Consider the following 26,247-nt stretch of genomic DNA (forward strand, 5'->3'; position numbering starts at 1 on the left):
TGTTACGCGTCGCCCCCGGCCGCACCGGGATCGGCGGACGCGACGTCGAGCAGCTGGTAGCGGTCGATCGCCTGCTTGAGGACCGAGCGGTCGACCTTGCCCTCGCGTGCCAGCTCCGTGAGGACCGCGACCACGACCGACTGCGCGTCGATGTGGAAGAAGCGGCGCGCGGCGCCCCGGGTGTCCGCGAAGCCGAACCCGTCGGCGCCGAGGGACTGGTAGGTGCCGGGCACCCAGCGGGAGATCTGGTCGGGCACGGCCCGCATCCAGTCGGAGACCGCGACGAACGGCCCTTGCGCTCCGGACAGCTTCTGCGTGACGTAGGGCGTGCGCTGTTCCTCTTCGGGGTGCAGCAGATTGTGGCGCTCTACATCCACTGCTTCGCGGCGCAGTTCGTTCCACGAGGTCGCGGACCACACGTCGGCCCGTACGTCCCAGTCCTGCGCGAGAATCCGCTGTGCCTCCAGCGCCCAGGGAACGCCGACACCCGAGGCCATGATCTGCGCGGGGATCGTGCCCGAAGTCCCGGTGCTGATGCGGTGAATGCCCTTGAGGATGCCCTCGACGTCGACGTCGGCCGGCTCCGCGGGGTGCTGGATCGGCTCGTTGTAGACGGTGAGGTAGTAGAAGACGTTCTCGCCGGGCTTGCCGTCGTCGGTCGGGCCGTACATCCGGCGCAGGCCGTCCTTGACGATGTGCGCGATCTCGTAGGCATACGCCGGGTCGTAGGCGACGCAGCCGGGGTTCGTCGAGGCCAGCAGCTGCGAGTGGCCGTCGGCGTGCTGGAGACCCTCACCGGTCAGCGTGGTGCGGCCCGCGGTCGCGCCGAGGACGAAGCCTCGGGCCAGCTGGTCGGCCATCTGCCAGAACTGGTCGCCGGTGCGCTGGAAACCGAACATCGAATAGAAGACGTAGACCGGGATAAGCGGCTCGCCGTGCGTCGCGTAGGCGGAACCCGCGGCGATCAGCGATGCCGTGCAGCCGGCCTCGGAGATGCCGTCGTGGAGCATCTGGCCGGTCGGCGACTCCTTGTAGGCGAGCAGGAGGTCGCGGTCGACGGACTCGTACTGCTGGCCGAGCGGGTTGTAGATCTTCGCACTCGGGAAGAAGGAGTCCATGCCGAAGGTGCGGTATTCGTCGGGCGCGATCAGCACGAAGCGCTTGCCGATCTCCTTGTCCCGCATGAGGTCCTTCAGGAGCCGGACGAACGCCATGGTGGTGGCGATCGACTGCTGACCGGAGCCCTTCTTCACCGTCGCGTACGCCTTGTCGTCCGGCAGCTGCAGCGGCTTCGCGCGTACGACGCGGGTGGGGACGTACCCGCCGAGCGACTTGCGGCGGTCGTGCATGTACTGGATCTCTTCGGAGTCGCGGCCGGGGTGGTAGTACGGCGGGGCGCCGCCCTCCAGCTGCGCGTCGGTGATCGGGATGTGCAGCCGGTCGCGGAAGCCCTTCAGGTCGTCGACCGTCAGCTTCTTCATCTGGTGCGTGGCGTTGCGGCCCTCGAAGTTCGGGCCGAGGGTCCAGCCCTTGACCGTCTGCGCGAGGATGACCGTCGGCTGGCCCTTGTGCTCCTTGGCCGCCGTGAACGCCGCGAAGATCTTCTTGTGGTCGTGACCGCCGCGCCCCAGGTGCAGGATCTGGTCGTCGGTCATGTTCTCGACCATGGCGCGCAGGCGGTGGTCGTCGCCGAAGAAGTGCTGCCGGATGTACGAGCCGGGCTCGGTGGCGTAGGTCTGGAACTGGCCGTCGGGCGTGGTGTTCAACCTGTTGACCAGGACGCCGTCGCGGTCCTGCGCGAGCAGCGGGTCCCAACTGCGGTCCCAGACAAGCTTGATGACGTTCCAGCCGGCGCCACGGAACTGGGACTCCAGCTCCTGGATGATCTTGCCGTTGCCGCGTACCGGGCCGTCGAGGCGCTGCAGGTTGCAGTTGACGACGAAGGTGAGGTTGTCGAGGCCTTCACGGGCGGCGATGGAGAGCTGACCGAGGGACTCGGGCTCATCCATCTCGCCGTCACCGAGGAAGGCCCACACGTGGGACTTGGAGGTCTCCGCGATGCTGCGGGCCTCCATGTAGCGGTTCATCCGGGCCTGGAAGATCGCGCCGAGCGGACCGAGGCCCATGGAGACGGTGGGGAACTCCCAGAAGTCCGGCATGAGGCGCGGATGCGGGTACGACGAAAGGCCGTTGGGCGCCTTCGACTTCTCCTGGCGGAAGGCGTCGAGCTGACCCTCGGACAGGCGGTCCAGGAGGTACGCGCGGGCGTAGATGCCAGGCGAGGCGTGCCCCTGGAAGAAGATCTGGTCGCCGCCGTCGCCCTCGTCCTTGCCACGGAAGAAGTGGTTGAAGCCCACGTCGTACAGCGACGCGGAGGAGGCGAACGTGGCGATGTGTCCGCCGACGCCGATGCCGGGGCGCTGGGCGCGGGACACCATCACCGCGGCGTTCCACCGCGTGGCGTTGAGGACCTTGCGCTCGATCTCCTCGTTGCCGGGGAAGAACGGTTCGTCCTTGGTGGCGATCGTGTTGATGTAGTCCGTGCTGCGCATCTCGGGCACGGCCACGCGCTTCTCGCGGGCCCGCTCGATCAGTCGGAGCATCAGGTAGCGGGCCCGCTCGCGGCCGCGTTCGTCGACTGCGGCGTCAAGGGAGTCGAGCCATTCCTGGGTCTCTTCGGGATCGAAGTCCGGGACCTGACTGGGAAGACCGCCAATGATGATCGGGTTGCGATCGGATCCGGAAGCCACGCTGTTCCTTCACTGTCGGTGATGCCACTGTTCCACTGTCGGGTACGCCGTCGGGTACGCCGTTGTCCATCGTGTACCTCGGAAACGGAATCGTCATCTCTACCGAGAGGTAAACCGGAGGACCGGCGCGTGACCCTTTGGGCAGCTGTGAACGAATCGCAACGTTACGCCCCTGTCGTTCATGTGTTCCGTGGGACTGTTCGGCCCTGGTTACGCTGTGTGCCGGAGCAGGGCGGGCAAACCCGGCAGAATGCTGTGGCGTACATCACCGGCCTGCGGGAATCCTTGACAGGAGTTGTGGTGGCACGGCCTGGAACGTCACCGTTTCGGCGGTCTCGGCGGCCGGGTACTTGCGCGATCCGTCGCGCACGTGTGGACTACGGCCAACGCTTCGCGCGTGCGCGAGGCTGCAGACAACTTCGTAAACATGATCAGGAGGCAATCCGTGAGCGCGACCGCGGACCACGCGGAGACGAACCTTGCCGCAAGGCTTGGTTTCCAGACCGACATGGTGGTCCAGGAGATCGGCTACGACGAGGACGTCGATCAGGAGCTCCGTGAGGCCATCGAGGCCACAACCACCACAGAGCTCGTCGACGAGGACTATGACGACGTGGCTGATGCCGTGGTGCTCTGGTTCCGTGAGGACGACGGGGACCTTACTGATGCGCTGGTGGACACCACCACGTACATCGAAGACGGCGGTTACATCCTGCTACTGACGCCGAAGACCGGGCGGGACGGGTACGTCGAGCCGAGCGAGATCGGCGAGGCCGCCACCACCGCCGGGCTCTCGCAGACCAAGGGCGTCAGTGTGGGCAAGGACTGGACCGGGAGCAGGCTGGTGACGCCGAAGACGGCAGCCAAGAAGCGGTAGCCGCCCCGGAGGACCGGGATCCCCATGTGAGGCCCCGCGGGCATGAGAGTGCGCCCGCGGGGCCTCACGCATGGGCACGGGCCGACGGGCGGTGGAGGGCGCTTTCACGTCGCCAACTAGGCTGAAGCCACCCGAACAGCCCCACCGAAGGGAAGCTTCACCATGGCGATCGAGGTCGGCACCAAGGCTCCGGAGTTCGAGCTCAGGAATCAGCACGGCGAGACCGTGAAGCTCTCGGACTACCGCGGCGAGAAGAACGTGGTGCTGCTCTTCTACCCGTTCGCTTTCACCGGGGTCTGCACCGGCGAGCTGTGCGCGCTCCGTGACGAGCTGCCGAAGTTCGTCAACGACGACGTGCAGCTGCTCGCCGTTTCGAACGATTCCCCGTTCACGCTGCGCGTATTCGCTGAGCAGGAGGGCCTTGAGTACCCGCTGCTGAGCGACTTCTGGCCGCACGGCGAGGCCTCGCGCGCGTACGGCGTCTTCGACGAGGAGAAGGGCTGCGCGGTGCGTGGCACCTTCATCATCGACAAGGAGGGTGTGGTCCGCTGGACCGTCGTCAACGGTCTGCCGGACGCCCGTGACCTGAACGAGTACGCCAAGGCGCTCGACGCGCTTTAAGCACTCCTCGGGGACGACACCGTGTTGGACACCTCGCGGGGGGCGGGAACCCCTCACTAGGATCCAGACGTTGATCCGATGCCAGACGCACTACGGGGCTCCCCGCCCCCAGACCATAGGGAGGACTCGTGGGAGTCAGCCTCAGCAAGGGCGGCAATGTATCGCTGAGCAAGGAGGCACCTGGCCTCACGGCGGTCGTCGTGGGCCTGGGTTGGGACGTTCGTACCACCACCGGTACGGACTTCGACCTCGATGCCAGCGCCATCCTGATCAACGCGGAGGGCAAGGTCCGCAACGACCAGGACTTCGTGTTCTTCAACAATCTGAAGAGCGCGGACGGCTCGGTCGAGCACACCGGTGACAACACCACCGGTGAGGGCGAGGGCGACGACGAGCAGGTCAAGGTCGACCTCGCGACGGTTCCGGCCGATGTCGACAAGATCGTGTTCCCGGTCTCGATCTACGACGCCGAGAACCGTCAGCAGTCCTTCGGCCAGGTGCGCAACGCGTTCATTCGCGTCGTGAACCAGGCGGGCGGCACGGAGATCGCCCGCTACGACCTCTCCGAGGACGCCTCCACCGAGACCGCCATGGTCTTCGGTGAGCTGTACCGGAACGGGGCGGAGTGGAAGTTCCGCGCCGTCGGCCAGGGCTACGCGTCGGGCCTGCGCGGTATCGCGCAGGACTTCGGCGTCAACGTCTGAGCCGCAGCACAGCACTACGTTCACTCGTCCGGCGCCGCACTGCCAGTGCGGCGCCGGACGCGCTCGACCACCGCAACGTCGTACATCGGGGAGGATCAAAATCATGGGCGTCACGCTCGCCAAGGGAGGCAATGTCTCCCTCTCCAAGGCCGCACCGAACCTCACGCAGGTCCTGGTCGGGCTCGGCTGGGACGCACGTTCCACCACCGGAGCCGACTTCGACCTGGACGCCAGCGCGCTGCTGTGCAGCGGCGGCCGGGTCATGGGCGACGAGTGGTTCATTTTTTACAACCAGCTCACGAGCCCCGACGGCTCGGTCGAGCACACCGGGGACAACCTCACCGGTGAGGGTGAAGGTGACGACGAGTCGCTCATCGTCGACCTCTCCAAGGTGCCGGCGACCTGCGACAAGATCATCTTCCCGGTGTCGATCCACGACGCGGACAACCGGGGGCAGACGTTCGGCCAGGTCAGCAACGCGTTCATCCGGGTGGTGAACCAGGCCGACGGCCAGGAGCTCGCGCGCTACGACCTCTCCGAGGACGCTTCCACCGAGACCGCGATGATCTTCGGCGAGCTGTACCGGTACGGCGGGGAGTGGAAGTTCCGTGCCGTCGGACAGGGGTACGCGTCCGGTCTTCGCGGCATCGCTCTAGACTTCGGAGTCAACGTTTCATAAAGCGTTGCTAAAGCCGTGCACGGAGCGGGGGAGCCCCGTACAACCAGCACGGGGAAACCCGTACACACGATGGGGTAGCCAGTGGTTCTGAAAACCTTCGGCTGGTCGTTCGCGATCACCGTGCTCGGATTGATCGCGGCGGTGTTCTACGACGGATGGACCGCGCTCGGGGTCGTCGCGATCCTCGCCATCCTGGAGATCTCGCTCTCCTTCGACAACGCGGTCGTCAACGCCGGAATCCTGAAGAAGATGAGTGCCTTCTGGCAGAAGATCTTCCTCACGGTCGGTGTGCTGATCGCCGTCTTCGGTATGCGCCTGGTCTTCCCTGTCGTGATCGTCGCGATCAGCGCCAAGATGGGGCCGGTCGAGGCGGTGGACCTGGCGTTCAACCAGCCGGACCGCTACCAGCAGCTGGTCACCGACGCGCACCCGTCGATCGCGTCGTTCGGCGGCATGTTCCTGCTGATGATCTTCCTCGACTTCATTTTCGAGGACCGTGACATCAAGTGGCTCGGCTGGCTGGAGCGCCCGCTCGCCAAGCTCGGCAAGGTCGACATGCTGTCGGTCTGCATCGCGCTGATCGTGCTCCTGGTCTCCTCCATGACGTTCGCCATCCACGCGCACCAGCACGGCGGCGTGCACGTGGACAAGCAGTCGACGGTGCTCGTCTCGGGTATCGCGGGTCTGATCACGTACCTCGTCGTCGGCGGTCTGTCCGGCTTCTTCGAGAACCGTCTCGAGGAAGAGGAGGAGCGCGAGCACGAGGAGGAGGAAAAGGCGGCCCGCGAGGGCAAGCCCAAGTCGGCCGTGGTGCTGGCCGGCCAGGCCGCGTTCTTCATGTTCCTCTACCTCGAGGTCCTGGACGCGTCGTTCTCCTTCGACGGTGTGATCGGCGCCTTCGCCATCACCAACGACATCGTCCTGATGGCGCTCGGCCTCGGCATCGGCGCCATGTACGTCAGGTCGCTCACCGTCTACCTGGTCCGCCAGGGCACCCTCGACGACTACGTGTACCTGGAGCACGGCGCGCACTACGCGATCGGCGCCCTCGCCGTGATCCTCCTGGTCACCATCCGGTACCAGATCAACGAGGTGATCACGGGCCTGGTCGGCGTCGTCCTGATCGCCTGGTCGTTCTGGTCGTCGGTGCGCCGCAACAAGCGGATCGCGGCCGAGGAGGGCAACTCGGGAAGCCCGGACAAGAGTGAGGTCGCGTCCGGGGTCTGACCGGAACGCGGGACCCGGTGTTTGACCCGGGGCCTATTCCTGGAAGCCTCTGAACGGGGCGGTCGTACGAGGAAGACTCCTCCCGCGGCCGCCCCGTTCGGCATGAGCGGGCATGAGCCGGCAGGAACGGGCAGTAGGGGAACGGGCAGTACGGGAACGGCACTTGGGGGCGGCATGTCCATATGGGACAAATTCTGGCACGGGAACTCCGCGCAGTCCGACTTCGATTCGGGCAGCGCGGCCACCAACTCCATCGAACTCACCAAGCGACATCCGGTCGTCTCACTCTCCAAGCAGGGCGCCGCCACCGGGAACCTGCGGGTCAACCTCTCCTGGCGGATGCGGACCTCGGACATCGGCGGGTTCGAGAAGAACAGCCTGGTGCGGCATCCGTTCAGCATGTTCAAACCGGACGTCGTCCAGGCGCACACCCAGTCCATGGTCAATGTCGACCTGGACCTCGGCTGCCTGTACGAGCTGATGGACGGCGAGAAGGGCGTCGTGCAGCCGCTCGGCAGCTTCCTGGGCGCGATCAACGAGCCGCCGTACGTGAAGCTCAGCGGCGACGACCGCTTCGGTTCGGCGTCCGGCGAGACCATGTACATCAACCTCGACCACCGCGACGCCATCAAGCGGCTGCTGGTGTTCGTCTACATCTACGACCAGACGCCGGCGTTCGACCGGACGCACGCGATCGTGACGCTCTATCCGAGCAACGGCCCGCGGATCGAGATCAGCCTGGACGAGCGCGCCCCACAGGCCCGCTCCTGTGCCGTCATCTCCATCGAGAACATCAAGGGCGATCTGGTGGTGCGGCGCGAGGTGAAGTTCGTGTACGGGTTCCAGTCCGAGCTGGACCGCCTGTACGGCTGGGGGCTGCAGTGGGGCCGGGGCTACAAGTCCAAGGTGGGCGGGCAGTAACCGGCAGGCCTCACCGTCCGATGAACTGCGGACCCTGCGGCGGGAGCCGGAACGTCGGGTCGGGGTACACCGTGGCCGCCACCGGCTGCGGATAGCCGTACGCGGGCTGGGACGGCGGGGCCGGCTGCGTCGCGGGCTGCGGCGGATAGCCGTACGAGGGCGGCTGCTGGGGCGGCAGCGGGAACGACGGGGCCGGGACCGGCGCGGCAGGAGCTGGCGTGGCAGGCGCCGGCGTGGGCTCGGCCGCGGCGGACTCGTCGACCGAGATGCCGAAGTCCATGGCGAGGCCGACCAGACCGTTCGAGTAGCCCTCGCCAACCGCGCGCAGCCGCCAGCCGTCGCCGCGCCGGTACATCTCGCCGCAGATCAGCGCGGTTTCGGCGCCGGTCTCCGGCTTGATGTCGAAGTGCGCGAGCGGTTCGGCGGCGTCGGAGGTGGCGTCGTAGACGAACATGCGCAGCGCCTGCACGTGCTCGAACGCGACCTCGTCCGCCGAGGCCGTGAAGAGGATCCGGGTGATCTCCTGCGGGACCCCCGCCAGGTCCGCCTGGAGCGTGTCCGTCATGCCCTCGGCCACCCGCTTCTGGCCGAGCCGCCAGACCTTGCCCGAGGGGTGCCGGGGCTGGTTGTAGAAGACGAAGTCCTCGTCGGAGCGGACCTTGCCGTCCGGGCCGAGCAGCAGTGCGGAAGCGTCCACCGCCGGTACGCCCTGCCCGGGGGACCAGCGGAGCACGGCGCGTACCGCCGTGGCGTCGAGCGGGACGTTCGCCCCCTTGAGCATCGCGTGCGTCATGCGGTCATCCTGCCTTCCCGCCATGGTCCGGGACAACGCGGGTCGGATCAGGGGCCGGAACGCGCCCCCCGACATTCAGGGGTTACCAGAATTTCATTGCAGCTGGGAACTCTTGACACACCTTTGTACGTACTATTACCGGCCACATCATTCCGGACGGCCTGGCAGCACGGGGGAGACTTATGCGTCATTTCGGGCACATCGCCCCTGAGGTGCGAGAGCGCCTGTTCCATCGGGAGCCAGGGACTTTCCATACCGACTCCGCGCCCCGCATGCTCGCGGCGGCGCTCGGAGCGACGCTCTACAGTCCCGCGACCCGGCCGCACCTCGCGGACGACGTGCTCAAGCAGGCCGGGCGCGGTGTCGTGTCCATGGTGCTGTGCTTGGAGGACTCGATCGACGACTCCGAGGTGAGCGGCGCCGAGGACAATCTCGTGCGCCAGTTCACCGACCTCGCCGACCGCGGGGTCGAGGTGCCGCTGCTCTTCGTCCGCGTACGAGTGCCGGAGCAGATCACGGACCTTGTGCGTCGCCTCGGGCCTGCCGTCGCGTTGCTGTCCGGATTCGTGTTGCCGAAGTTCACGGAGGAGCGGGGAGTTCCGTTCCTGGAGGCGCTCACCGCCGCGGAAGCGGCCGCGGGGCGTCGGCTTTTCGCCATGCCCGTCCTGGAGTCGCCCGAGCTGATGCACCTGGAGACGCGGACCGAGACGCTCTCCGGAATCTCCCGCACGGTCGACAAGTACCGCGACCGCGTCCTCGCGCTGCGCCTCGGCGTCACCGACTTCTGCTCGGCGTACGGGCTGCGCCGGCCGCCCGACATGACGGCCTACGACGTGCAGATCGTCGCCTCCGTCATCGCCGACGTGGTCAACCGGCTGGGCCGGGCCGACGGCACCGGCTTCACGGTGACCGGACCGGTCTGGGAGTACTTCCGCCACCAGGAGCGGATGTTCAAGCCGCAGCTGCGCCGCAGCCCCTTCCTCGAAGAAGGGGCCGAGCCGCTGCGCGAGGCGCTGATCCAGCACGACCTGGACGGGCTGCTGCGCGAGATCGAGCTGGACCGGGCCAATGGCCTGCTCGGCAAGACCTGCATCCACCCCTCGCACGTGCTGCCCGTGCACGCGCTGTCCGTCGTCAGCCACGAGGAGTACAGCGACGCCCAGGACATCCTGCGCCCCGAGCGGGGCGGCGGTGGGGTCCTCAGAAGCGCCTACACGAACAAGATGAACGAGGTGAAGCCGCACCGCGCCTGGGCCGAGCGGACCCTGCAGCGCGCGGAGGTGTTCGGGGTGGCCCACGAGGACGTCGGCTTCGTGGAACTGCTGACCGCCGGGCTGCCCGCATGACCGGGCCCCGCACGACCGAAGTCCGCACGACCGAAGCCCGCACGACCGAAGCGACGAGAGACGAGAAGAGCAACGTGGTGTGGTCGGGTACGTGGGTCGCCGAGCGGCTCGGGGTCGAGCTGGCCGGAGACCGGGAGCTGTCCGGGCTCCTCGGGCTCGCCCTGCGGCGCAACCCCAAGCGGGCGCACCTGCTCGTGTCGAACGTGCTGGGCAAGCACGTGCCGCAGCGCCCGTCCGTGGTCTGGCGCGCCGGTCATGAACTGGGCGTACGCGTACGGGAGTTGCTCGGTGACGAAGCGGCGGCGCGGGCTGTGGTCCTGGGGTATGCCGAGACCGCGACCGGCCTCGGCCACTCGGTCGCCGACGGGCTCGCGCTCGCGCCGTATCTGCACTCCACCCGCCGTCCCGTCGAGGGCGTGGCGAGCGCGGGCGGCTTCGAGGAGTCCCACTCGCACGCCACCTCCCACCTGCTGCTGCCAAAGGACCCGGAGCTCCTCGCGGGGGACGGCCCGCTGGTCCTGGTCGACGACGAGTTCTCCACGGGGAACACGGTCCTGAACACCGTGCGCGCGCTGCACGAGCTGCACGCCCGCGCCCACTACGTCATCGTCGCCCTCGTCGACATGCGCTCACCCGGCGATCAGGGCCGCCTCGAGGCGTTCGCGCAGGAGATCGGCGCCCGCGTCGACCTCGTCGTCATGGCGCGCGGCTCGGTGCGGCTGCCGGACGGGGTCCTGGAGAAGGGGCAGGCGCTCGTCGCCGCGCACGAGGCGGCCGCCGTGCCCGCGGCCCGGCGCGAGCGCGGCGAGATCACCCGGATCGGCGACATCGGCTGGCCGGGCGGCCTGCCGGACGGCGGGCGGCACGGCTTCACCCCGGCCCACCGCGCGCGCCTCGAAGCGGCGCTGCCCGGCATGGCCGAGCGGCTCGCACCGCACGTCCACGGCCGCGTACTGGTCCTGGGCAACGAGGAGTTGATGTACGCGCCGCTGCGCCTCGCCACCGCGCTCGAAGCGACGGGCGCGGATGTCGCCTACTCCACCACCACCCGCTCGCCCGTCCTCGCCGTCGACGACCCGGGCTACGCGATCCGCACCCGGCTCGTCTTCCCCGCGCACGACGCACCGGCCGACGGACCCGGCGAACGGTATGCGTACAACGTGGCGGGCGGTGACTTCGACACGGTCGTCGTCGTCCTCGACTCCGTCGGCGACAGCGCCGAACTCGCCGCGCCCGGCGGCTTGTTGGAGTGTGTCGCCGAGCACGCGGCGCACGTGGTCGTGGTCGTGATCCCGTCCTATGCGCCACAGGAAAGGCCCCCCATGTCGTTGTCAGAGCCGCCGTTGTCAGAGCCGTCGCTGCCCGAGCCGCTGCGCGGCCCCGCCTTCTCCTCGTACGCGCCCGACGAGGTCGGCTGGCTGCTGCAGGACCTGTCGGACGTGACGCTGGAGGCGCCGACCGAGGAGCGCGAGGAGGCCGTGCAGAGCGGCGGCGCGCACTACGCCGAATCGCTGCCGGTCGAGTACCAACCCAGCGCGCAGTACCAGGAGTTGTTCCACGCGGCGCTCGACACGTCGGCGGACCGGATCGCGCGGGCGGTGGGCGTCGTCACGGAGACGGTGCTCGCGGAGCGCTCGCCCCGGCCGGTCCTGGTGTCCCTGGCACGCGCCGGGACGCCGGTCGGGGTGCTGATGCGGCGCTGGGCCCGGTGGCGGCACGGTCTGGAGCTGCCGCACTACGCGGTCTCCATCGTGCGCGGCCGGGGCATCGACGCGAACGCGCTGCGCTGGCTCGCCGCGCACCATGACCCGGCGGACGTCGTCTTCGTCGACGGATGGACGGGCAAGGGTGCCATCACGCGTGAACTGGCCGCCGCAGTCTCCGAGTTCGAGGGGTTCGACCCGGAGATCGCGGTACTGGCCGACCCCGGGTCGTGCGTGCGGACGTACGGGACGCGCGAGGACTTCCTCATCCCCTCCGCCTGCCTCAACTCGACGGTCTCCGGGCTGATATCGCGCACGGTGCTCCGGTCCGACCTGGTCGGACCCGATGACTTCCACGGGGCGAAGTTCTATGCAGGACTGGCCGGTGCGGACGTCTCGGGGCACTTCCTCGACGTGGTGGAGGGACGCTTCGAGGGCGCCCGTGACGCGGTCGACGCGGACGTCAAGGAGCTGCTCGGGGCCGATCGTGCGCCGACGTGGGAGGGCTGGGCCGCCGTCGAGCGGATCAGCGAGGAGTACGGGATCCACGACGTGAACCTCGTCAAGCCGGGCGTCGGCGAGACCACCCGGGTGCTGCTGCGGCGCGTGCCGTGGAAGATTCTGGCGCGGGCCGGCGCCGGGGCCGACCTGGACCATGTGCGCCTGCTCGCCGAGCAGCGCGGGGTTCCGGTCGAAGAGGTGGCCGAACTCCCTTACACCTGCGTCGGGTTGATCCACCCGCGCTTCACGCGCGGGGCCACCGGCGTGGACGGCAAGGCGGTGGCGGCGAAGTGAGTACCGGTGCGATGAGTTCTGACGTCGTGGCTTCCGGCGCCGTGACCGTGGTCGCGAGCGACCTCGACCGGACGCTCATCTACTCGGCCGGGGCGCTCGCGCTGACCATGCCCGACGCGCAGGCGCCGCGACTGCTCTGCGTCGAGGTGTACGAGGGCAGACCCCTGTCGTACGTCACTGAGCGGGCGGCCGGGCTGCTGACGGAGCTGGCGCGGCAGGCGGTGTTCGTACCGACGACGACGCGGACGCGGGAGCAGTACGGGCGGGTGCGGTTGCCCGGCCCCGCGCCGCGGTACGCGATCTGCGCCAACGGGGGGCATCTGCTGGTCGACGGGGTGTCGGACCCCGAGTGGAGTGCGGCCGTGGCCGCTCGGCTCGACGCGGAGTGCGCGCCGCTCGGGGAGGTGCGGGAGCGGATGGTCGCGGCCGCGGACCCGGCGTGGTTGCTGAAGGAGCGGGTCGCGGAGGACTTGTTCGCGTACCTCGTGGTGGACCGGGCGCTGTTGCCGGAGGGCTGGGTCAAGGAGCTCGGGGAGTGGGCGGAGGGCGTCGGCTGGGGCGTGTCGCTGCAGGGCCGGAAGGTGTACGCCGTGCCGAAGCCGCTGACCAAGGGCGCGGCGGTCCGGGAGGTGGCCCGGCGGGCCGGGGCGGGGCGCACGCTGGGGGCGGGCGACTCGCTCTTGGACGCGGACCTGCTGGAGGCCGTGGATCGCGGATGGCGTCCCGGGCACGGTGAGCTGGCGGACGCGGGCTGGACCGCGCCGACCGTGACGGTGCTGCCGGAGGGCGGAGTGCTGGCGGGGGAGGCCATCTTGCGGGGGTTCCTCAGCGAGGTGCAGGTGCAGGTGCAGGTGCGGACGCAGGCCTGACACCCCCGGCGCGGGGCCGCGCCGGGGGTGGCGGGACCGCTAACCGCAGCAGCCGCCCCCGCAGCAGCCGCCCCCGCCACCGCCCGACGAAGGCGCGGGAGACGGTGCGTTCGTGGCGCCGGTCATGGCCACCGTCGACAGGAGTTTCACCGTGTCCGGGTGGCCTGCGGGGCAGCTCGCGGGGGAGGCGGACTCCGACATGGGGCGGCTGAGTTCGAACGTGTCGCCGCAACTGCGGCAGCGGTACTCGTAGCGAGGCATGGGCCAAGGTTACGGGTGGTCGACCGGCCGGCCGCCGTGCCGGGACTGCCAGTACGGATTGTCGTGCGGCAGGGTGCCGCTGACCCGCCCGTACATCCCGAAGAACATCAGCAGCAGCCCGACGACAAAGCTGAACAGGACGTTCTGGATGCGGAAGGCCAGGAAGTTGGCGCCGGTGTCGAGCAGGGCGAGGTTCACGAACCCGCTGAGGATGAAGAGGATGCCGAGCACCATGTTCAGCGTCGACGCCACGTTGCCGCCGATCACCATGCCGACGAACAGCAGCGCGCCGACGCAGATGGACAGGACGCTGAGCGCGCCGTTCGTGCTCAGCCCCGCGACCGAGTCCCCGCTCGTGTCGAAGAAACCGATCTTGTCGATGAGTCCGAGGACGCCGAAGGCGAGCAGCACCAGGCCCATCAGGCCCGCTCCGGTGCGGTACACCTTGCTGAGACCGCGGTCGACGGGCAGATGCTCGTCGAGCGTGACGCGCCCGCGGGACCGGTGGTGGAGTGCTTGCGTATGCGTGGCCATGTCCGCCTCGCCTCCTTGCACGGACGTACGGCAAGGACCCGTACGTCCTCCAAGGATCCGCCCGCCACAGCGGGAGTGCCAACCCGGTCACCCCGGGAGGCCGGCCCCGGCACGGCGGGGCCCGGCCGTCAGGCGCCGCCGCGGTCCTCGCGGATCTGCGTCACGACCCGGCCCACCGTCTGCCGCACGGCCTCCGTCTCCGTGAGGAAGTGCCAGTAGTCGGGGTGGCGGCCCTCCAGACCCGCGACAGCACGGTCGAGGCGGGCCACGGCGTCGTCGAGGGGGCGGGCGTGCCGCGGCTCCGGAGTGCTGCGGCCCGCCATCGCGAGTCGCTGTGCGTCGCGGATGGCGAAGCGGGTGCGGTCGATCTCCTGCTGGGGGTCCTTCGCCACCGCGTTCAACCGGTGCAGCCGGTCGCCGGCCGCGGAGACCGACTCGTCCGTCGTGTTCAGCAGGGCGCGGGCCGTGGAGAGGAGCGAGGTGGCGTCGGGCCAGCGCTGGGCGTCGCGCGCGGCACGGGCCTCGGCGAGCTTGCTCTCGGCCTGCCGCACGTTCTCCGCGGCCAGGTCCGGTACGTGCTGGAGGTCCTGCCAGCAGGCGGCGGCGAACCGGCGTCGCAGCTCGCTCAGGACCGGCTCGACCTGGCCCGCGCGGGTCGTCAGGGCCTGTGCCCGGGTGCGCAGCGAGACCAGGCGCCGGTCGATCTCGGCGGCCCGCTCGGGCAGGCGCTCGGCCTCGGCGCGGACGGACTCGGCGTCCCGCGCGACCCGCTCCGCGCGCTCCAGCGTCTCCGGTACGCCGTGCTGCCCCGCGCCCTGGTTCAGCTTGGTCAGCTCCGGGCCGAGGGCGGCGAGCCGGGCGGCGAGGTCGTCGGCCTTGAGGTCCGCTCCGCGTACGGCGTCGAGCGCGGTCGTCGCGGCGAGCAGGGCCTGCCGGGCGCGCTCCACGGACGGGGCGAGCCGGGCCAGCTGCGTCTCGGCCTTGCCGAGCAGCGGCCCGAGTCCCTGCGCGAACCGGTCCAGATCCTGCTTGGTCCGGGTCAACTGGTCCTTGGCCTGCGTCAGTTCGGCCCGCGCGCGCGACGCGGCGCTCGCCTCCAGGTCGTCCCGGTCGAGGTCATGGGCGTCGACCGCGCTGATGTACTGGCCGCTGACCTCGTCGATGCGGTTGCCGAGCTGCTGGAAGTCGGTGACGGCGCGGCGGCCCGCGGCGGAGTCGTCGACCGCGCTGATGGTCTCTATCGAGATGCGCAGGTCCCGCTGGGCGGTATCGAGCTCGTAGAAGGCGGCGGCCGCGGCGTCCTTGGCCGCCTGCGCCTCCGCACGCTGGGATTCGGCCCGGCCGCCGAACCACTTTCTCGTACCGCCACCGGCGAACGCGGTCGTGACCGTCGCCGCGAGGAGCGGGACGGGGAGCAGGGCGAGGGTCAGGGCGTCCCGCAGCGGGCTGTGGCGGGCCGGGCGCGCCGGGCGGCGGACCCACCGACGGACGGGGCCTCGCGCCCCTTCGGGACGCTCACTCTTCGCCGTCGTCACCAACCACTCCCGTGCGCCGTCATCAGCCCTCGATGCTCTTGACCGGTGTCCATTCTCCCACCGATTACGACGAACACACGGGCCGGTTAGTTCGCGGTTCGCAGGGTGACTTCTCCGTCCTGGGAGCGGGCCGAGATCCGGTGCGCGCTGTGGGTGTCGCGCGGGACGTCGACATGGACGCCGCCGTCGTCGGTGTGCGTGGAGACCCGGTACGTGGCGGAGCCGGGGAGCGTGAGGGTCAGGGAGCCGTCGTCGGTGCTCGCCTCGACGCGGTCGGGGACGGTGCGCAGGGTGAGGTGTACGGAGCCGTCCTTGCTGCGGACCGAGACCTTGCGGGCGTCCACGCCCGAGGCGTGCAACGAGCCGTCGTCACCTTGCAGGCGCAGCGGTCCCGAGACGTTCTCGACATGCACCGAGCCGTCCTGCGTCGCGATGTCGAGGCCTTTCTTGAAGTCGTTCGCGCGGACGCTGCCGTCGTCGCTGCGGACCACGACGGCGATGCCGCGCGGCACCTCGACACGGTGCCGCGCCGAGCAGTCGGTGACGATGCCGCTGCAGTGCAGCCGCAGGGTCAGCCGGTCCTCGTCGGCCTGCCATTTCCACGTCACCTTGGGGTCGGAGCCGACCACGGTGGAGCCCTTGAACCAGCGGGTCACCTTCACCTGGTCGCTGTCGCCCGGGACCAGTTCGAGGGCCGAGTCGTCCGAGTCGACGGTGAGCGTCGTGCCGTGCAGCGCGAAGGAGCGGTGGTCGGGGTGGTCGTCGTCGGAGGCGTCGGCACCGCACGCCGTGGCCGTCGCGGCGACAGCGACCACGGCTGCCGCGGCGGCGAGGCCCCGGACGGCACGGGCACCGCGGGCGGTGCGGAACGGGCGGACGGTCATGGTGGATTCCCCCTGCAACGGCTGGTGTCGCGGTGCCCGACCGGCGGCCGGCACCCCATGAACGTACGGGGGTGCGGGTGGTGTGCGGGATATGGGCGGCCACCGGATCGCGGGTGGGGTTAACCCCACCTGCTGCCTGGGCCGTTACGGGTTTGCGGTGCATGGGCGTCGGCAGGGTACGCTGTCGGCTCGTCCCGGTCGCAAGCCCGGGATTCCGGGTGCGTAGCTCAGGGGTAGAGCGCCTGCCTTACAAGCAGGATGTCGGCGGTTCGAAACCGTCCGCGCCCACCACCGAAGTGGACCGAAGGCCCTCAGGCGATCGTGAAGACGATCAAGCCTGGGGGTCTTCGTCGTTCTCCGCGGGGGTGGTGTCCGCCTCGTGGGCGTGCTTGAGGAGGGAGCGGGCCCGTACGGCGTCGGGGCCCGTCAGCTTCGACCAGTAGCGGTGGCACGTCACGAAGACGGCCAGCTCCAGCTCGCGTCTGCGCAGCTTCTCGACCTCGGCCTGCTCGTCCTCGGTCCAGCCCGGGGAGGCGGGGCGCTCCAGCTTGCGCCAGCCCTGGGTGTCGCTGATCGCGTCGAGGGGCGCGACCGACCAGGGGAGCCGCTTGAGAAGGTCCAGGAGCTCGGCCCGGATCTGGTGCAGCTCCTCCTGACCTGCGCGGAGGTCGCTCGGGAAGTCGAAGTCGGAATCATCGGTCGCTGCCACCCGGCAATGGTACGTCTGTTCGAATTCGCGGAGCGAGCAACTTCGGGGAGTTCACGCGAACGTGTGGTCGATCGACAGGGCAGCGGCAGACTGGAGGTATGTGCCGCAGCATCAAGACCCTTCGCCCGCCCGCGCTCCCCGAAGAAGCCACCGAGGAGGAGGTCAGGGCCGCCGCCCTGCAGTACGTGCGCAAGGTGTCCGGGTTCCGGGCGCCGGCCGCGCACAACCAAGAGGTGTTCGAGCGGGCCGTGGACGAGATCGCCCGCGCCACCGCCGCCCTCCTCGACGGTCTGGAGGTGCGGGGCGGGGCCAGGGGCTCTCAGGCTTCCTGAGCCTCCGGGACCGGGCGGCGCATCACGTACGCCGCCACCAGGCCCGCGCCGACCAGCGCGAGCAGCGAGACCACGGTGGACAGCCAGCTCGCGCCGAGCCACTGCGCGCCGAAGTAGCCGAGCGCCACGCTGTACGCGGCCCAGGCCACGCCCGCCAGAGCAGACCAGGGCAGGAACTCGCGGACCCGGCGGTGCGCCGAGCCGGCCGCGAAGGAGACGACCGAGCGGCCCGCGGGCGCGAACCGCGCGATGATCACGAGCAGCCCGCCGCTGGAGCGGGAGAGCGCCGCGCCGAGCCGCTCCTGCGCGGACGTCAGGCGCCGGGAGCGGGCGATGGCACGGTCCAGGCGCTCACCGCCGCGCCAGGCGAGGCGGTACGCGACCAGGTCGCCGAGGACGGAGGCCGTCGCGGCGCTGAGGGTGAGGACGAGAAGGTCCGGCACGCCGTGCGGGACCGAGCCCGTGGCCGCGCCCGAGCCGGCCGCGGCGGCGGTGGCCGCGGTGATCACAAGGACCCCGCTCGGCAGCACCGGCACGAAGACGTCGAAGAGCACGGAGAGCGCCACGATCACGTAGATCCATGGGCTTCCGGTCAGTGACCCCACGCTCTCCAGCACTGCAAGCCAACTCCTGTACGGACGATCCCCCGGACCGTTCCCTCCGTGCAGGAGCGGTTCATGACAGCTGTACAGCGTACGCCTGGAGTGTCGCTCGAGTGACGCTAGGGGTACAGATGTTCCCCATCTCACGTTCACCCGAGTGCCGCGCCCGGAGCTGCGCCGAGCCGCCGGGTCCCGTACGAACGAGCCAGCACCGACGAGACCGGAGGAACTGGCGATGGTGGCAGGGATGGTGACCGGCGCTCTCGCGGCGGCCGTACTGGCGGCGGGCGGCGGCGGGACGGACGTCGCCGCGGGGACTTACTGGGTACGGGCCGTGGCGACCTTCTCGCCGCCGACGGCGTTCGTGCCGTCGCCCGCGATCACGTACGACATGAAGCTGGTGCCCGCGGCGTCGTCGATCGAGGTGAAGCAGAGCGGCGCCGGGGCCGGGACGACCGTGAGCCTGAGCGTGAAGGGCCTCGTCCCCGGACACGCCTACGGCGCGCACGTGCACCAGAAGCCGTGCGGCGCCGACCCGGCCGCCGCGGGCGGGCACTACCAGCACGTGGTCGACCCGGCGCAGGCGAACGCCGAGAACGAGGTGTGGCTCGACTTCACCACCGACGCCTCCGGCAGGGGCGCGGCCATGGTCCGCAAGACGTGGGCTCTGCGGCCCGGTGCGGCGCGCTCGGTCGTGATCCACGACGTGCCCGGCGGGGCGGGGGCACGCGTGGCGTGCTTCACGGTGCCGTTCGGACCGGCGGGGAAGTCCGGGCCGCTTCCGTCCTAGGCGGCCGTACGCACACCACGGCGCCCACCCTCCGTGCGGAGGGCGGGCGCCGTGGTGTGCGTACGAGGTCAGGCCGCGACCGTCGCGCGCTCCGGCTGGGCCTCCTCGGCCCGCTCGCCGCGCGCGGCGAACAGCCGGTCGAGGCCGAACGCACCCGAGCCGGTGAAGACGAGCAGCAGCATGGTCCAGCAGAACATCGCCGAGGCCTCGCCGCCGTTCTGGATCGGCCACAGGGCGCCCGGCTGGTGGACGTGGAAGTACGCGTAGGCCATCGACCCGGACGAGACCAGCGCCGCGGCGCGGGTGCCGAGGCCGAGCAGTACCAGGCTGCCGCCGACCAGCTGGATGACGGCGGCGTACCAGCCGGGCCAGGTGCCGGCCTCGACGGTGGCGCCGTTCATGCCGCCGAGGACGCCGAAGAGCGAGGCGGCGCCGTGGCAGGCGAAGAGCAGTCCGACGACTATGCGGAACAGGCCGAGGACATAGGGCTGGCCGCTGTTGAGACGTCCAGTCATGTGGGGACTCCTTCGGTCGGTGGGGGACGTAACCGATTCACCGATGTAGTCGGCGCCGACGCTGCCGCCGTTGCCACCGGCTTGGGAGATCCACAGGTTAGGAGAACCTAACCAATGCTTGCAAGTTCAACATTCGGCCATGGTCGTCTTCCGTTTCGGTGTCCGCCGCCGGCCCCGCGGCGGTGCGCAGGGCGGCGCGCGCCACCGCGTCGGCGTCCGACAGGGTCACCGAGTCGACCCCCGGGCGGGCTCCCGCGGCGGTCACCCAGTGCACCCCTTCGGTGGGCACGCCGAACGCGAACCGCCGTGCGTGGGGCGCCCCCTGACGATCGATCAGCCGGTAGGGGCGCGGCGTCACGTCCAGGCCTCCGGTCTCGTAACCGTCGACCGTGTGCGGCCGGGCCTGGCCGGTCTTCAGGAGCCGGGCGAGCAGCTCGTCGGCGGTCCTGCGCACGTCCGGTTCGGGCAGCCGTGCCTCGACGAGTGTGGTGGCCGTCACGGTCGATCCCGGCACGTCGGGGGAGTGCGCCACGAATGTGCCGTCCCGCACGGCCACCTCCAGGCGGGGGCCGACGGCGGTCAGCACGCCCGCCTCGACGAGCGCGGCCAGCTCCTCGATGCGGCGCCGGGGCGGGCCGATGGAGAGGAACGCGTTCAGCGGGGTGTACCAGCGGTCGAGGTGGTCGCGGCGCGACGCGCCGGACAGGCCGCCGTGGTCGACGATCAGACGCAGTTCGTTGCGCAGGTCGCGCAGGACGTCGAGGGCGGCCTTCACCGGCCCGTCGACGTTGCCGAGCGCGGCGTGGTCCGCGTCCTCGCGCAGATGGCCGAGGAGCCAGGCGTGCCAGGCCGTGGGGGAGGTGTAGGTGTGGCCGGAATGAGGCCGTGAGACGCGGTCCCAGGACCAGAGGCGATCGTCGGATATCCCGAACTCCCGGAGAACTGCGGCCTCTTGGGGCGAACGGTGGGCGGTGGCCAGGAAACGGTCACGGAAGAGGGGGGAGGAGGGCCGGCCGGTGGTTCTCAGCAGCGCCTCGTAGTAGACCGTCTCGACCTCCTTCGCGACCAACGGCCATATCTCGGCGAGGAAGTCGGGCGCCTCGCCGGCGTCGGCCCGTGCCCGGAAGCGGGCTGTCGACTCGGCGGTGAGGACGGCGGGTTCGTGACGTCCGTAAGGTCCCTTGGCGTTGTCGCCGCGCGCCTGGTACGGGATGCCGCGGCGCGAACCGGCGTACAGGCGCGGCTCCTTGCCCGAGGGCAGATAGCGCAGACCGCCGCCGGGGGCGGGCGCGTACTGGCCGCCGCGCCCCTCGGTCAGCCGCGCCATGTGGTCGAAGAAGTTGAGACCGAGGCCGCGCAGCAGAACCGCCTCGTCCGGCAGTACGGCGTCCAGGTCGACGTCGGCGGGGTTGCCCGGCGGGACGTGCCGCAGGCCGTGCCGCCGGGCCTCCTCGGTGAGCAGGCGCTCGGCCGGGGTGCCGACGGTGGGCAGATGGCCCTGGGTGAGGACGACCGCGTGCAGCCCGGTCAGTTCGCGGCCGTCGTCGAGGGCGAGGGTCTGTCGCCCGTCGGGCGCGTCGTCGAGGCGGACCGCGCGGGCGGCGTGCGGGACGACCTCGATGCGGGGTGGGGCCGCTTCGACGGTCGCGGCGAAGACCCGGCGCAGGTAGCGGCCGTACTGGGCGCGGCTCGGATAGTCGTCGGGGCCCAGCGGGGCGTCGTGCAGCGCGGCCCACTCGTACAGGCTCGGACCCGGGCGGATCGGGCCCGAGCACGCCACCGACTCGTCGGTGTAGAGCGTCACCTGTGAGGCGACCGTGTTCATCAGGAGCTCGGGCGCCTGGTCCGTGCGCCAGACGGCGCCCGCGCCCGGCGGGTGCGGGTCGATCACGTGGACGGTGAGCCGGGAGTCGGCCGGGAGCAGCTCGTCGGCGGAGGCGGTGAGCCGTTCCAGGACGCTGGTGCCGCGGGGACCCGCGCCGACGATCGCCAGACTGAACTCGTGGTGAGGGGCGGGCAACACGGGACTCCCGGGGCATGTGGGGCTGCTGGGGCGGTCCGCCTCATCATGCCGTTTCACCGTCAACTACGGTGAGTGGGATTCCAGCTGTGAAATGGATCACCGCTCGGCGGCTACGTGATCGTGCGCCGGTCCGTCCGGGCGAGGCCGCCCTGCTGGTCGGCCTGGTCGAGGGTGAGGTTCGCCGACCGTCCGCGCAGGGTCAGGGTCATCAGCTGGTTCCCGTACCAAGGGCCGCCCGTCTTGCGCCATTTGATACGGGGTGCCGCCGCGCGTGCGTGCCGGGCCAGGCCGCGGCCGATGGACCGTCCGGCGCGGCTCCAGCCGAAGCGGAAGCCGACCTTCATGTACCCGGGGATCGAGTTGTGGACGGGGGAGCAGGTGAGCTGCAGGACGCGGGCGGTGGGCGCCGGGCCGCTCGCCGGCCAGGACGGTTCGGCGACGTAGGCGTGGTGCACGTCGCCGCCGAGAACCGAGACGGTCGCGGGTGCCGCGGGGCCGCCGCCCGCCTCGGTGACCAGGTCCGTGAGCGTGTCGAACGACGTCGGGAACGCCGCCCAGTGCTCCAGGTCGGCCCGCCTGCGCAGCTTCTCACCGAACCGCGCCCAGCGGGCTCCGCGCTCGCCCCGGCTCATCGCCGCGTTCCACGACTCCGCGTGGTGGATGAGATGGGGGAGCAGCCACGGCAGTGACGAACCGATGAGGAGGTGGTCGTAGGCGCCGGTGGCCGAGTCCTGCCCTTCGAGGGTCTGCTCGCGCACCCAGCGTGCCGCCTCCGGGTGGAGCATCGCCCTGTTCTGTTCGTCGAGGACGCGGGCGGCCCGGGTGTCGACCATCACCAGGCGTACGCGGCCGAAGTCGCGGCGGTAGCTCCAGCGGGCGCTGGTGGGATCGGAGTCGGCCCGGGTGGCGAACTCGCGCAGCACGTCCGTGCCGTCGGGGGCCGCGCACACCTGCGCGTACACGGGATCGGCGGCGAGTTCGGACGGGTGCAGGTTGCCTATGTGCTGGTGCACCCAGTACGACATGAGGCCGCTCAGGATGCGCTCCTGCCACCAGGGCGTGGCGCGCATCTCCCTGACCCAGGCGGCGCTCGTGTTCCAGTCGTCTATGACGTCGTGGTCGTCGAAGATCATGCAGCTGGGGACGGTGGAGAGCAGCCAGCGGATCTCCGGGTCGAGCCAGGACTCGTAGTAGAGGTGCGTGTACTCCTGGTAGTCCGCGACCTGGGTGCCCGGGGCGTCCGTGAGGTCGCGGCGGCGGGCCAGCCATTCCTGGGTCGCCGGTGACGTCTCGTCCGCGTACACCTGGTCGCCGAGGAGCAGGAGGACGTCGGGGCGCTCGGCCGTCGGGTCGGCGGCGAGCCGGGCGGCGAGCGTGTCGAGCGCGTCCGGGCCCACGGGGTCGTGCTCTCCGCCGAGCTCCCGGCCCCGCTCGCGCCAGGAGGTCCCCGAGGCGGGCGGGGCGGCCCAGCGGCAGGAGCCGAAGGTGACGCGGACGGGTTCGTCCGCGGCGTACTCCGGAGCGCGGATGGTGCTGGCCGGGAACGGGGAGTCCGGCTCGGGCCAGACCTTGGCGTCGTCCAGGGTCACCTCGTACGCCGTCTCGGTGCCCGGGGTCAGCCCGGTGACCGGGACCAGCGCGTAGTGGTGGCCGTCGATCTGGAAGGTGTGCGTACTGCCCTTCGCGCCGTCCGCGCAGCGCACTTCGGCGACGCAGGGCCCGCTCGCCTCGACCCAGACCGTCGCCGCCTCTCCGTCCACGTACCTCAGCACTGGTCCCAGGCGCAGCCTCGCCACGTTGTCTCCTCCGCTCCTCCGACGTCCGGACCGTCGGGCCGTTGTCGGGCTTCGTCGTGCCCTGGTCCGTCCGTACGGTACGGAACGCCGGGAGCGAGCGGGGGGCCCAGGGGGGCGGATCAGGTGTGGGCCGCGTCAGCAGCCGCTCAGCTTCGACTGGATCGCCGACTTCTCCGCCGAGTCCACCGAGAGGGCGTAGTAGTGCTTCACCTGGACGTACATCCGCAGGTACGTGCAGGCGTAGGCGGCGCGCGGCGGCATCCACTCGGCCGGGTCCTGGTCGCCCTTGGACTGGTTGACGTTGTCGGTGACGGCGATGAGCTGGGGGCGGGTGAGGTCGTTGGCGAAGGACTGGCGCTGGGCCGTCGTCCACGCGGAGGCGCCCGACTTCCACGCCTGCGAGAGCGGTACTACGTGGTCGATGTCGACGTCGCCCGACGCGGTCCAGGTGGCGCCGTCGTACTCGGAGTACCAACTGCCCGACGTGGCAGCGCAGTCGGAGCCGGTCTGCACGTTCGTGCCGTCGCGCTTGAGGACGACCTCGCGGGTGTTGCAGGTGCCGGACTGGGTGATCCAGTGCGGGAACTTGTCGCGGCTGTAGCCGTCCGAGCTGCCCTCTGCCTTGACGGTCAGCTCGGAGAGGTAGGTGCGGGCTGTGGCGGCGGTGACGGGGGTGGGCGGGGCCGCCTGGGCGGTGGGGGCGGTGAGGAGGGTGACCGTGGCTATGGCGCCGAGGGCGGTGGTCAGGGCGGCTGTCGTGCGGCGTCGACGCGCGTAGATGTTCGGCGTGGTGGGGGTGCGGCGGGGCATGTGAACTCCCTTGGGGTGGGGGGTTGTTGGCCGGGTGGGGTGCTGCGGCCATCGTGGGGGGAGGGGGTTGCGGGGAGGTGTGTGCTTGGTGACAGGGTCGCGTCAAATTGGTGTGCGGGGCAAGGGGGTTGGGGGGTAACTCTGTTGTGCGCGGCGTGATTTGGGGGTCTTGTCCGTGCGGAGCCGTCTTTGTGCGGGGTGCTGACGCTCGGCTCACGGGGCTCCGCCCCGGACCCCGCTCCTCAAGCGCCGGAGGGGCTGATTTGGTCGCGCCGGAGCGGCTGATTGGGCTGCGCGGACGCTCGGGCCTCGGGGCTCTGCCCCGGACCCCGCTCCTCAAGCGCCGGAGGGGCTTGAATGGCTGGGCGTGGTGCTCGGCTCACGGGGCTCTGCCCCGGGCCCCGCTCCTCAAGCGCCGGAGGGGGTTGATTGGCTGCGCTGGTGCTCTGCTCGCGGGGCCGCCCGGGCCGGGTGGCGATCACCCGGGCGCGTTTTGTATCTTGGGGGAACAAAGTGGCTCCCGCCCGCGTACCCTGACCGGCGGGCGGGGCCGCCTTGTTCTCCTCTCCTCTCCTCCCCTCTCCTCTCCTCTCCTTTCCTCTCGTCTCCGTTCTCTGGAGCCTGCCGATGACGGCCACGCCCACTGTTCTCTCCGCGCGCGCCCTCCTGCTCGACATGGACGGCACGCTCGTCAACTCCGACGCCGTCGTCGAGCGGATCTGGCGGCGCTGGGCCGTCGAGCACGGACTCGACGCCGATGAGGTCATGCGCGTGGCGCACGGGCGGCAGGGGCACGCCACGATGGCCGTGCTGCTGCCCGAGCGGCCCACGGCGGAGAACCTCGCCGACAACGCGCGGATGCTCGCCGCGGAGACCGCCGACATGGACGGCGTCGTGCCCGTCCCGGGCGCGGCCGGGTTCCTCGAAGCGCTGATCTCGGGCGGGCTGCCGCATGCCCTCGTCACCTCGGCGGACGTGCCGCTGTCCACCGGACGGATGGCGGCCGCCGGGCTCCCCTACCCGGCGGTGCGCGTGACGGCGGAGAACGTCGGCGCCAGCAAGCCGGACCCCGAGGGCTTCCTGAAGGGCGCCGCCGAACTGGGCGTCGACCCGGCGGACTGCGTGGTGTTCGAGGACTCCGGGGCGGGGATCTCGGCCGGGCTCGCCGCGGGGATGCGGGTGGTGGGGGTCGGGCCCCGCGCGGGGGCGCACGGGCCCACCGTGCACGTGGCCGACCTGACGGCCGTACGGGTCGAAGCCGCCGTCGACGGGGAAATCCTGCTGCACATCGGCTGACGGAGGCGGGTCACCGATGCGCCGCCGCCTGGTTTCAGTGGGTCTCCGACTCCAGAGCCTTGCGCGTCGCCGGGCCGTACGTCCCCGGCATGTCGCCATGGACGCCGCGGGCCATCTGGAACGCGCCGACCGCGTACTCCGTCCGGTTGTCGAAAGTGCCGTCCGGGTGGCCTCCGTAGAGGTTCAACTGCCCCAGGCGGCGCTGCAATTCGGTGACCTGCGGGCCGCGGTCCCCCCGGCGCAGAACCGTCCCCTGGTCCGGGCGTGCGTGCCGGCCGGCGGTCGAGGACGCGGACGGTCTGGAGGCCGAGTGTGTCGGGGACGGCGTGCGGCTGGGTGTCGGGGTGGGGGACGGAGAAGCGGAGACGGGGCGCGACGCCGACGGTGATCGGGGCTGTGTCGTGCGGTGCGCCGACGTGGACGGGCTCTGGGGCGGGGTCGGGGTCGGCTGATGCGGCGCCGATGTCGAGGGGAGCGGGGCGGCCGCCTCCTGCGCGGTGGCGCGCGTGTCGCCGTCGCCCGACGAGATCAGGACCGTCACCAGTGCCGCCACGCTCAGCACGCCCGCGATCGCGGCCAGCAGCAGCACCGGGGCGCGGCGCGGCCTGTCCTCCGGGCGGGGGCGGTCGAAGTCGTCGTCCTCGGTCGCGGCCACCGGCTGCTCGGGCGGCAGCGGGGGATGCGCGTACGGGTCGGGCACGCGCGGTGGCGGGGGCTGGGACGGTTCCGGGAGCGTCACGTAGGGACGGACACGGAGCGGACTGAAGCCCTCCACCTCGCAGGCGCACGTCGGACCGCCGTCCGGCCCCACCCCTGCCCCGCACTCAGGACACGTACGCAGCTCACCACTCACTTGTGGTCCCCCTCCCCGAGAA

General features: G+C 70.7%; 25 protein-coding genes and 1 tRNA gene. 13 read left to right on the forward strand and 13 right to left on the reverse strand.

Annotated elements, in window-relative coordinates; genetic code table 11:
- Window positions 1–2 precede the first annotated feature (2 nt).
- The gene (gene aceE, locus ACIREE_RS23620; protein WP_404155453.1) at window positions 3–2,750 is read right to left on the reverse strand and encodes a pyruvate dehydrogenase (acetyl-transferring), homodimeric type; all 2,748 of its coding nucleotides are present in this window, start codon (window positions 2,748–2,750) and stop codon (window positions 3–5) included.
- Between the two features lie 445 nt (window positions 2,751–3,195).
- Between aceE and ACIREE_RS23625 the strand changes: the two genes are divergently transcribed.
- The 6 genes from ACIREE_RS23625 (at window position 3,196) to ACIREE_RS23650 (ending at window position 7,779) form a co-directional block, all read left to right on the forward strand.
- Window positions 3,196–3,627, forward strand: coding sequence for a DUF3052 domain-containing protein (locus tag ACIREE_RS23625; RefSeq protein ID WP_356490614.1), 432 nt, complete (start codon window positions 3,196–3,198; stop codon window positions 3,625–3,627).
- A 162-nt stretch (window positions 3,628–3,789) separates the two neighbouring features.
- Window positions 3,790–4,248 (forward strand): peroxiredoxin, encoded by a 459-nt coding sequence (locus tag ACIREE_RS23630; RefSeq protein WP_404155456.1) that lies wholly within the window; start codon window positions 3,790–3,792, stop codon window positions 4,246–4,248.
- Between the two features lie 128 nt (window positions 4,249–4,376).
- Complete coding sequence (locus tag ACIREE_RS23635; protein ID WP_324776040.1) at window positions 4,377–4,952, forward strand: TerD family protein; 576 nt, start codon at window positions 4,377–4,379, stop codon at window positions 4,950–4,952.
- A 103-nt stretch (window positions 4,953–5,055) separates the two neighbouring features.
- Window positions 5,056–5,631, forward strand: coding sequence for a TerD family protein (locus ACIREE_RS23640; protein WP_363191440.1), 576 nt, complete (start codon window positions 5,056–5,058; stop codon window positions 5,629–5,631).
- 81 nt (window positions 5,632–5,712) lie between these two features.
- Entirely contained in the window at window positions 5,713–6,858 is a 1,146-nt protein-coding gene (locus ACIREE_RS23645) for a DUF475 domain-containing protein (RefSeq protein ID WP_404155459.1), read from the forward strand.
- Between the two features lie 174 nt (window positions 6,859–7,032).
- The gene (locus tag ACIREE_RS23650) at window positions 7,033–7,779 is read left to right on the forward strand and encodes a Tellurium resistance (RefSeq protein WP_404155462.1); all 747 of its coding nucleotides are present in this window, start codon (window positions 7,033–7,035) and stop codon (window positions 7,777–7,779) included.
- Window positions 7,780–7,789: 10 nt separating this feature from the next.
- Here ACIREE_RS23650 and ACIREE_RS23655 read toward each other — a convergent pair whose 3' ends face one another.
- On the reverse strand, window positions 7,790–8,572 hold the full coding sequence (locus ACIREE_RS23655) for a TerD family protein (protein WP_404155465.1): 783 nt from the start codon (window positions 8,570–8,572) through the stop codon (window positions 7,790–7,792).
- Window positions 8,573–8,754: 182 nt separating this feature from the next.
- On the opposite strand from ACIREE_RS23655, the gene ACIREE_RS23660 reads away from it, so the two are divergent.
- The 3 genes from ACIREE_RS23660 to ACIREE_RS23670 are packed head-to-tail and all read left to right on the forward strand — an operon-like array spanning window position 8,755 to window position 13,285.
- A complete protein-coding gene (locus tag ACIREE_RS23660) occupies window positions 8,755–9,918 on the forward strand; it encodes an HpcH/HpaI aldolase/citrate lyase family protein (RefSeq protein WP_404155468.1) in 1,164 nt (387 codons plus the stop codon).
- Window positions 9,915–12,416, forward strand: a complete 2,502-nt coding sequence (locus ACIREE_RS23665; RefSeq protein WP_404155472.1) for a phosphoribosyltransferase — start codon at window positions 9,915–9,917, stop codon at window positions 12,414–12,416. The genes ACIREE_RS23660 and ACIREE_RS23665 overlap by 4 nt, the downstream gene beginning before the upstream one ends.
- 11 nt (window positions 12,417–12,427) lie before the next feature.
- Window positions 12,428–13,285, forward strand: coding sequence for an HAD family hydrolase (locus ACIREE_RS23670; protein ID WP_404155474.1), 858 nt, complete (start codon window positions 12,428–12,430; stop codon window positions 13,283–13,285).
- Window positions 13,286–13,324: 39 nt separating this feature from the next.
- Here ACIREE_RS23670 and ACIREE_RS23675 read toward each other — a convergent pair whose 3' ends face one another.
- The 4 genes from ACIREE_RS23675 to ACIREE_RS23690 all read right to left on the reverse strand — a co-directional run bounded on the left by ACIREE_RS23675 (window position 13,325) and on the right by ACIREE_RS23690 (window position 16,499).
- Window positions 13,325–13,546 (reverse strand): zinc ribbon domain-containing protein, encoded by a 222-nt coding sequence (locus ACIREE_RS23675; RefSeq protein ID WP_404155477.1) that lies wholly within the window; start codon window positions 13,544–13,546, stop codon window positions 13,325–13,327.
- Between the two features lie 9 nt (window positions 13,547–13,555).
- The gene (locus ACIREE_RS23680; protein WP_404155480.1) at window positions 13,556–14,080 is read right to left on the reverse strand and encodes a DUF4383 domain-containing protein; all 525 of its coding nucleotides are present in this window, start codon (window positions 14,078–14,080) and stop codon (window positions 13,556–13,558) included.
- A 128-nt stretch (window positions 14,081–14,208) separates the two neighbouring features.
- Window positions 14,209–15,615: a hypothetical protein gene (locus tag ACIREE_RS23685; protein WP_404155483.1), complete on the reverse strand. Its 1,407-nt coding sequence runs from the start codon at window positions 15,613–15,615 to the stop codon at window positions 14,209–14,211.
- Between the two features lie 86 nt (window positions 15,616–15,701).
- Window positions 15,702–16,499 carry a DUF4097 family beta strand repeat-containing protein gene (locus tag ACIREE_RS23690; RefSeq protein ID WP_404155486.1) on the reverse strand — a complete coding sequence of 266 codons (798 nt, stop codon included), beginning with the start codon at window positions 16,497–16,499 and terminating at the stop codon, window positions 15,702–15,704.
- A gap of 216 nt (window positions 16,500–16,715) precedes the next feature.
- On the opposite strand from ACIREE_RS23690, the gene ACIREE_RS23695 reads away from it, so the two are divergent.
- Window positions 16,716–16,790: transfer RNA gene (locus tag ACIREE_RS23695), tRNA-Val, on the forward strand.
- A gap of 40 nt (window positions 16,791–16,830) precedes the next feature.
- Here the strand turns inward: ACIREE_RS23695 and ACIREE_RS23700 are convergent.
- Window positions 16,831–17,208, reverse strand: coding sequence for a hypothetical protein (locus ACIREE_RS23700; RefSeq protein WP_404155489.1), 378 nt, complete (start codon window positions 17,206–17,208; stop codon window positions 16,831–16,833).
- A gap of 98 nt (window positions 17,209–17,306) precedes the next feature.
- On the opposite strand from ACIREE_RS23700, the gene ACIREE_RS23705 reads away from it, so the two are divergent.
- The gene (locus tag ACIREE_RS23705; protein WP_404155492.1) at window positions 17,307–17,540 is read left to right on the forward strand and encodes a DUF2277 domain-containing protein; all 234 of its coding nucleotides are present in this window, start codon (window positions 17,307–17,309) and stop codon (window positions 17,538–17,540) included.
- Here ACIREE_RS23705 and ACIREE_RS23710 read toward each other — a convergent pair.
- The gene (locus tag ACIREE_RS23710) at window positions 17,528–18,157 is read right to left on the reverse strand and encodes a DedA family protein (protein ID WP_404155495.1); all 630 of its coding nucleotides are present in this window, start codon (window positions 18,155–18,157) and stop codon (window positions 17,528–17,530) included. The two genes, ACIREE_RS23705 and ACIREE_RS23710, sit on opposite strands and share 13 nt — an antisense overlap.
- A 220-nt stretch (window positions 18,158–18,377) precedes the next feature.
- Between ACIREE_RS23710 and ACIREE_RS23715 the strand changes: the two genes are divergently transcribed.
- The gene (locus ACIREE_RS23715; RefSeq protein ID WP_404155498.1) at window positions 18,378–18,932 is read left to right on the forward strand and encodes a superoxide dismutase family protein; all 555 of its coding nucleotides are present in this window, start codon (window positions 18,378–18,380) and stop codon (window positions 18,930–18,932) included.
- Between the two features lie 68 nt (window positions 18,933–19,000).
- Here ACIREE_RS23715 and ACIREE_RS23720 read toward each other — a convergent pair whose 3' ends face one another.
- From ACIREE_RS23720 to ACIREE_RS23735, 4 genes are all read right to left on the reverse strand, one after another.
- Window positions 19,001–19,447 (reverse strand): DoxX family protein, encoded by a 447-nt coding sequence (locus ACIREE_RS23720; RefSeq protein ID WP_404155500.1) that lies wholly within the window; start codon window positions 19,445–19,447, stop codon window positions 19,001–19,003.
- A gap of 97 nt (window positions 19,448–19,544) precedes the next feature.
- Window positions 19,545–21,470, reverse strand: coding sequence for an FAD/NAD(P)-binding protein (locus ACIREE_RS23725; RefSeq protein ID WP_404155503.1), 1,926 nt, complete (start codon window positions 21,468–21,470; stop codon window positions 19,545–19,547).
- Window positions 21,471–21,580: 110 nt separating this feature from the next.
- Window positions 21,581–23,266: an alkaline phosphatase D family protein gene (locus tag ACIREE_RS23730; protein ID WP_404155506.1), complete on the reverse strand. Its 1,686-nt coding sequence runs from the start codon at window positions 23,264–23,266 to the stop codon at window positions 21,581–21,583.
- Between the two features lie 135 nt (window positions 23,267–23,401).
- On the reverse strand, window positions 23,402–24,076 hold the full coding sequence (locus ACIREE_RS23735) for an HNH endonuclease family protein (RefSeq protein WP_404155508.1): 675 nt from the start codon (window positions 24,074–24,076) through the stop codon (window positions 23,402–23,404).
- A gap of 627 nt (window positions 24,077–24,703) precedes the next feature.
- Here ACIREE_RS23735 and ACIREE_RS23740 point away from each other — a divergent pair.
- Window positions 24,704–25,372: an HAD-IA family hydrolase gene (locus tag ACIREE_RS23740; RefSeq protein ID WP_404155511.1), complete on the forward strand. Its 669-nt coding sequence runs from the start codon at window positions 24,704–24,706 to the stop codon at window positions 25,370–25,372.
- Window positions 25,373–25,406: 34 nt separating this feature from the next.
- Here the strand turns inward: ACIREE_RS23740 and ACIREE_RS23745 are convergent, their stop codons facing one another.
- Complete coding sequence (locus ACIREE_RS23745; protein ID WP_404155514.1) at window positions 25,407–26,111, reverse strand: peptidoglycan-binding protein; 705 nt, start codon at window positions 26,109–26,111, stop codon at window positions 25,407–25,409.
- Between the last annotated feature and the right edge of the window lie 136 nt (window positions 26,112–26,247).

The organism is Streptomyces sp. NPDC102467 (assembly GCF_044765445.1).
Classification (GTDB): Bacteria; Actinomycetota; Actinomycetes; order Streptomycetales; family Streptomycetaceae; genus Streptomyces.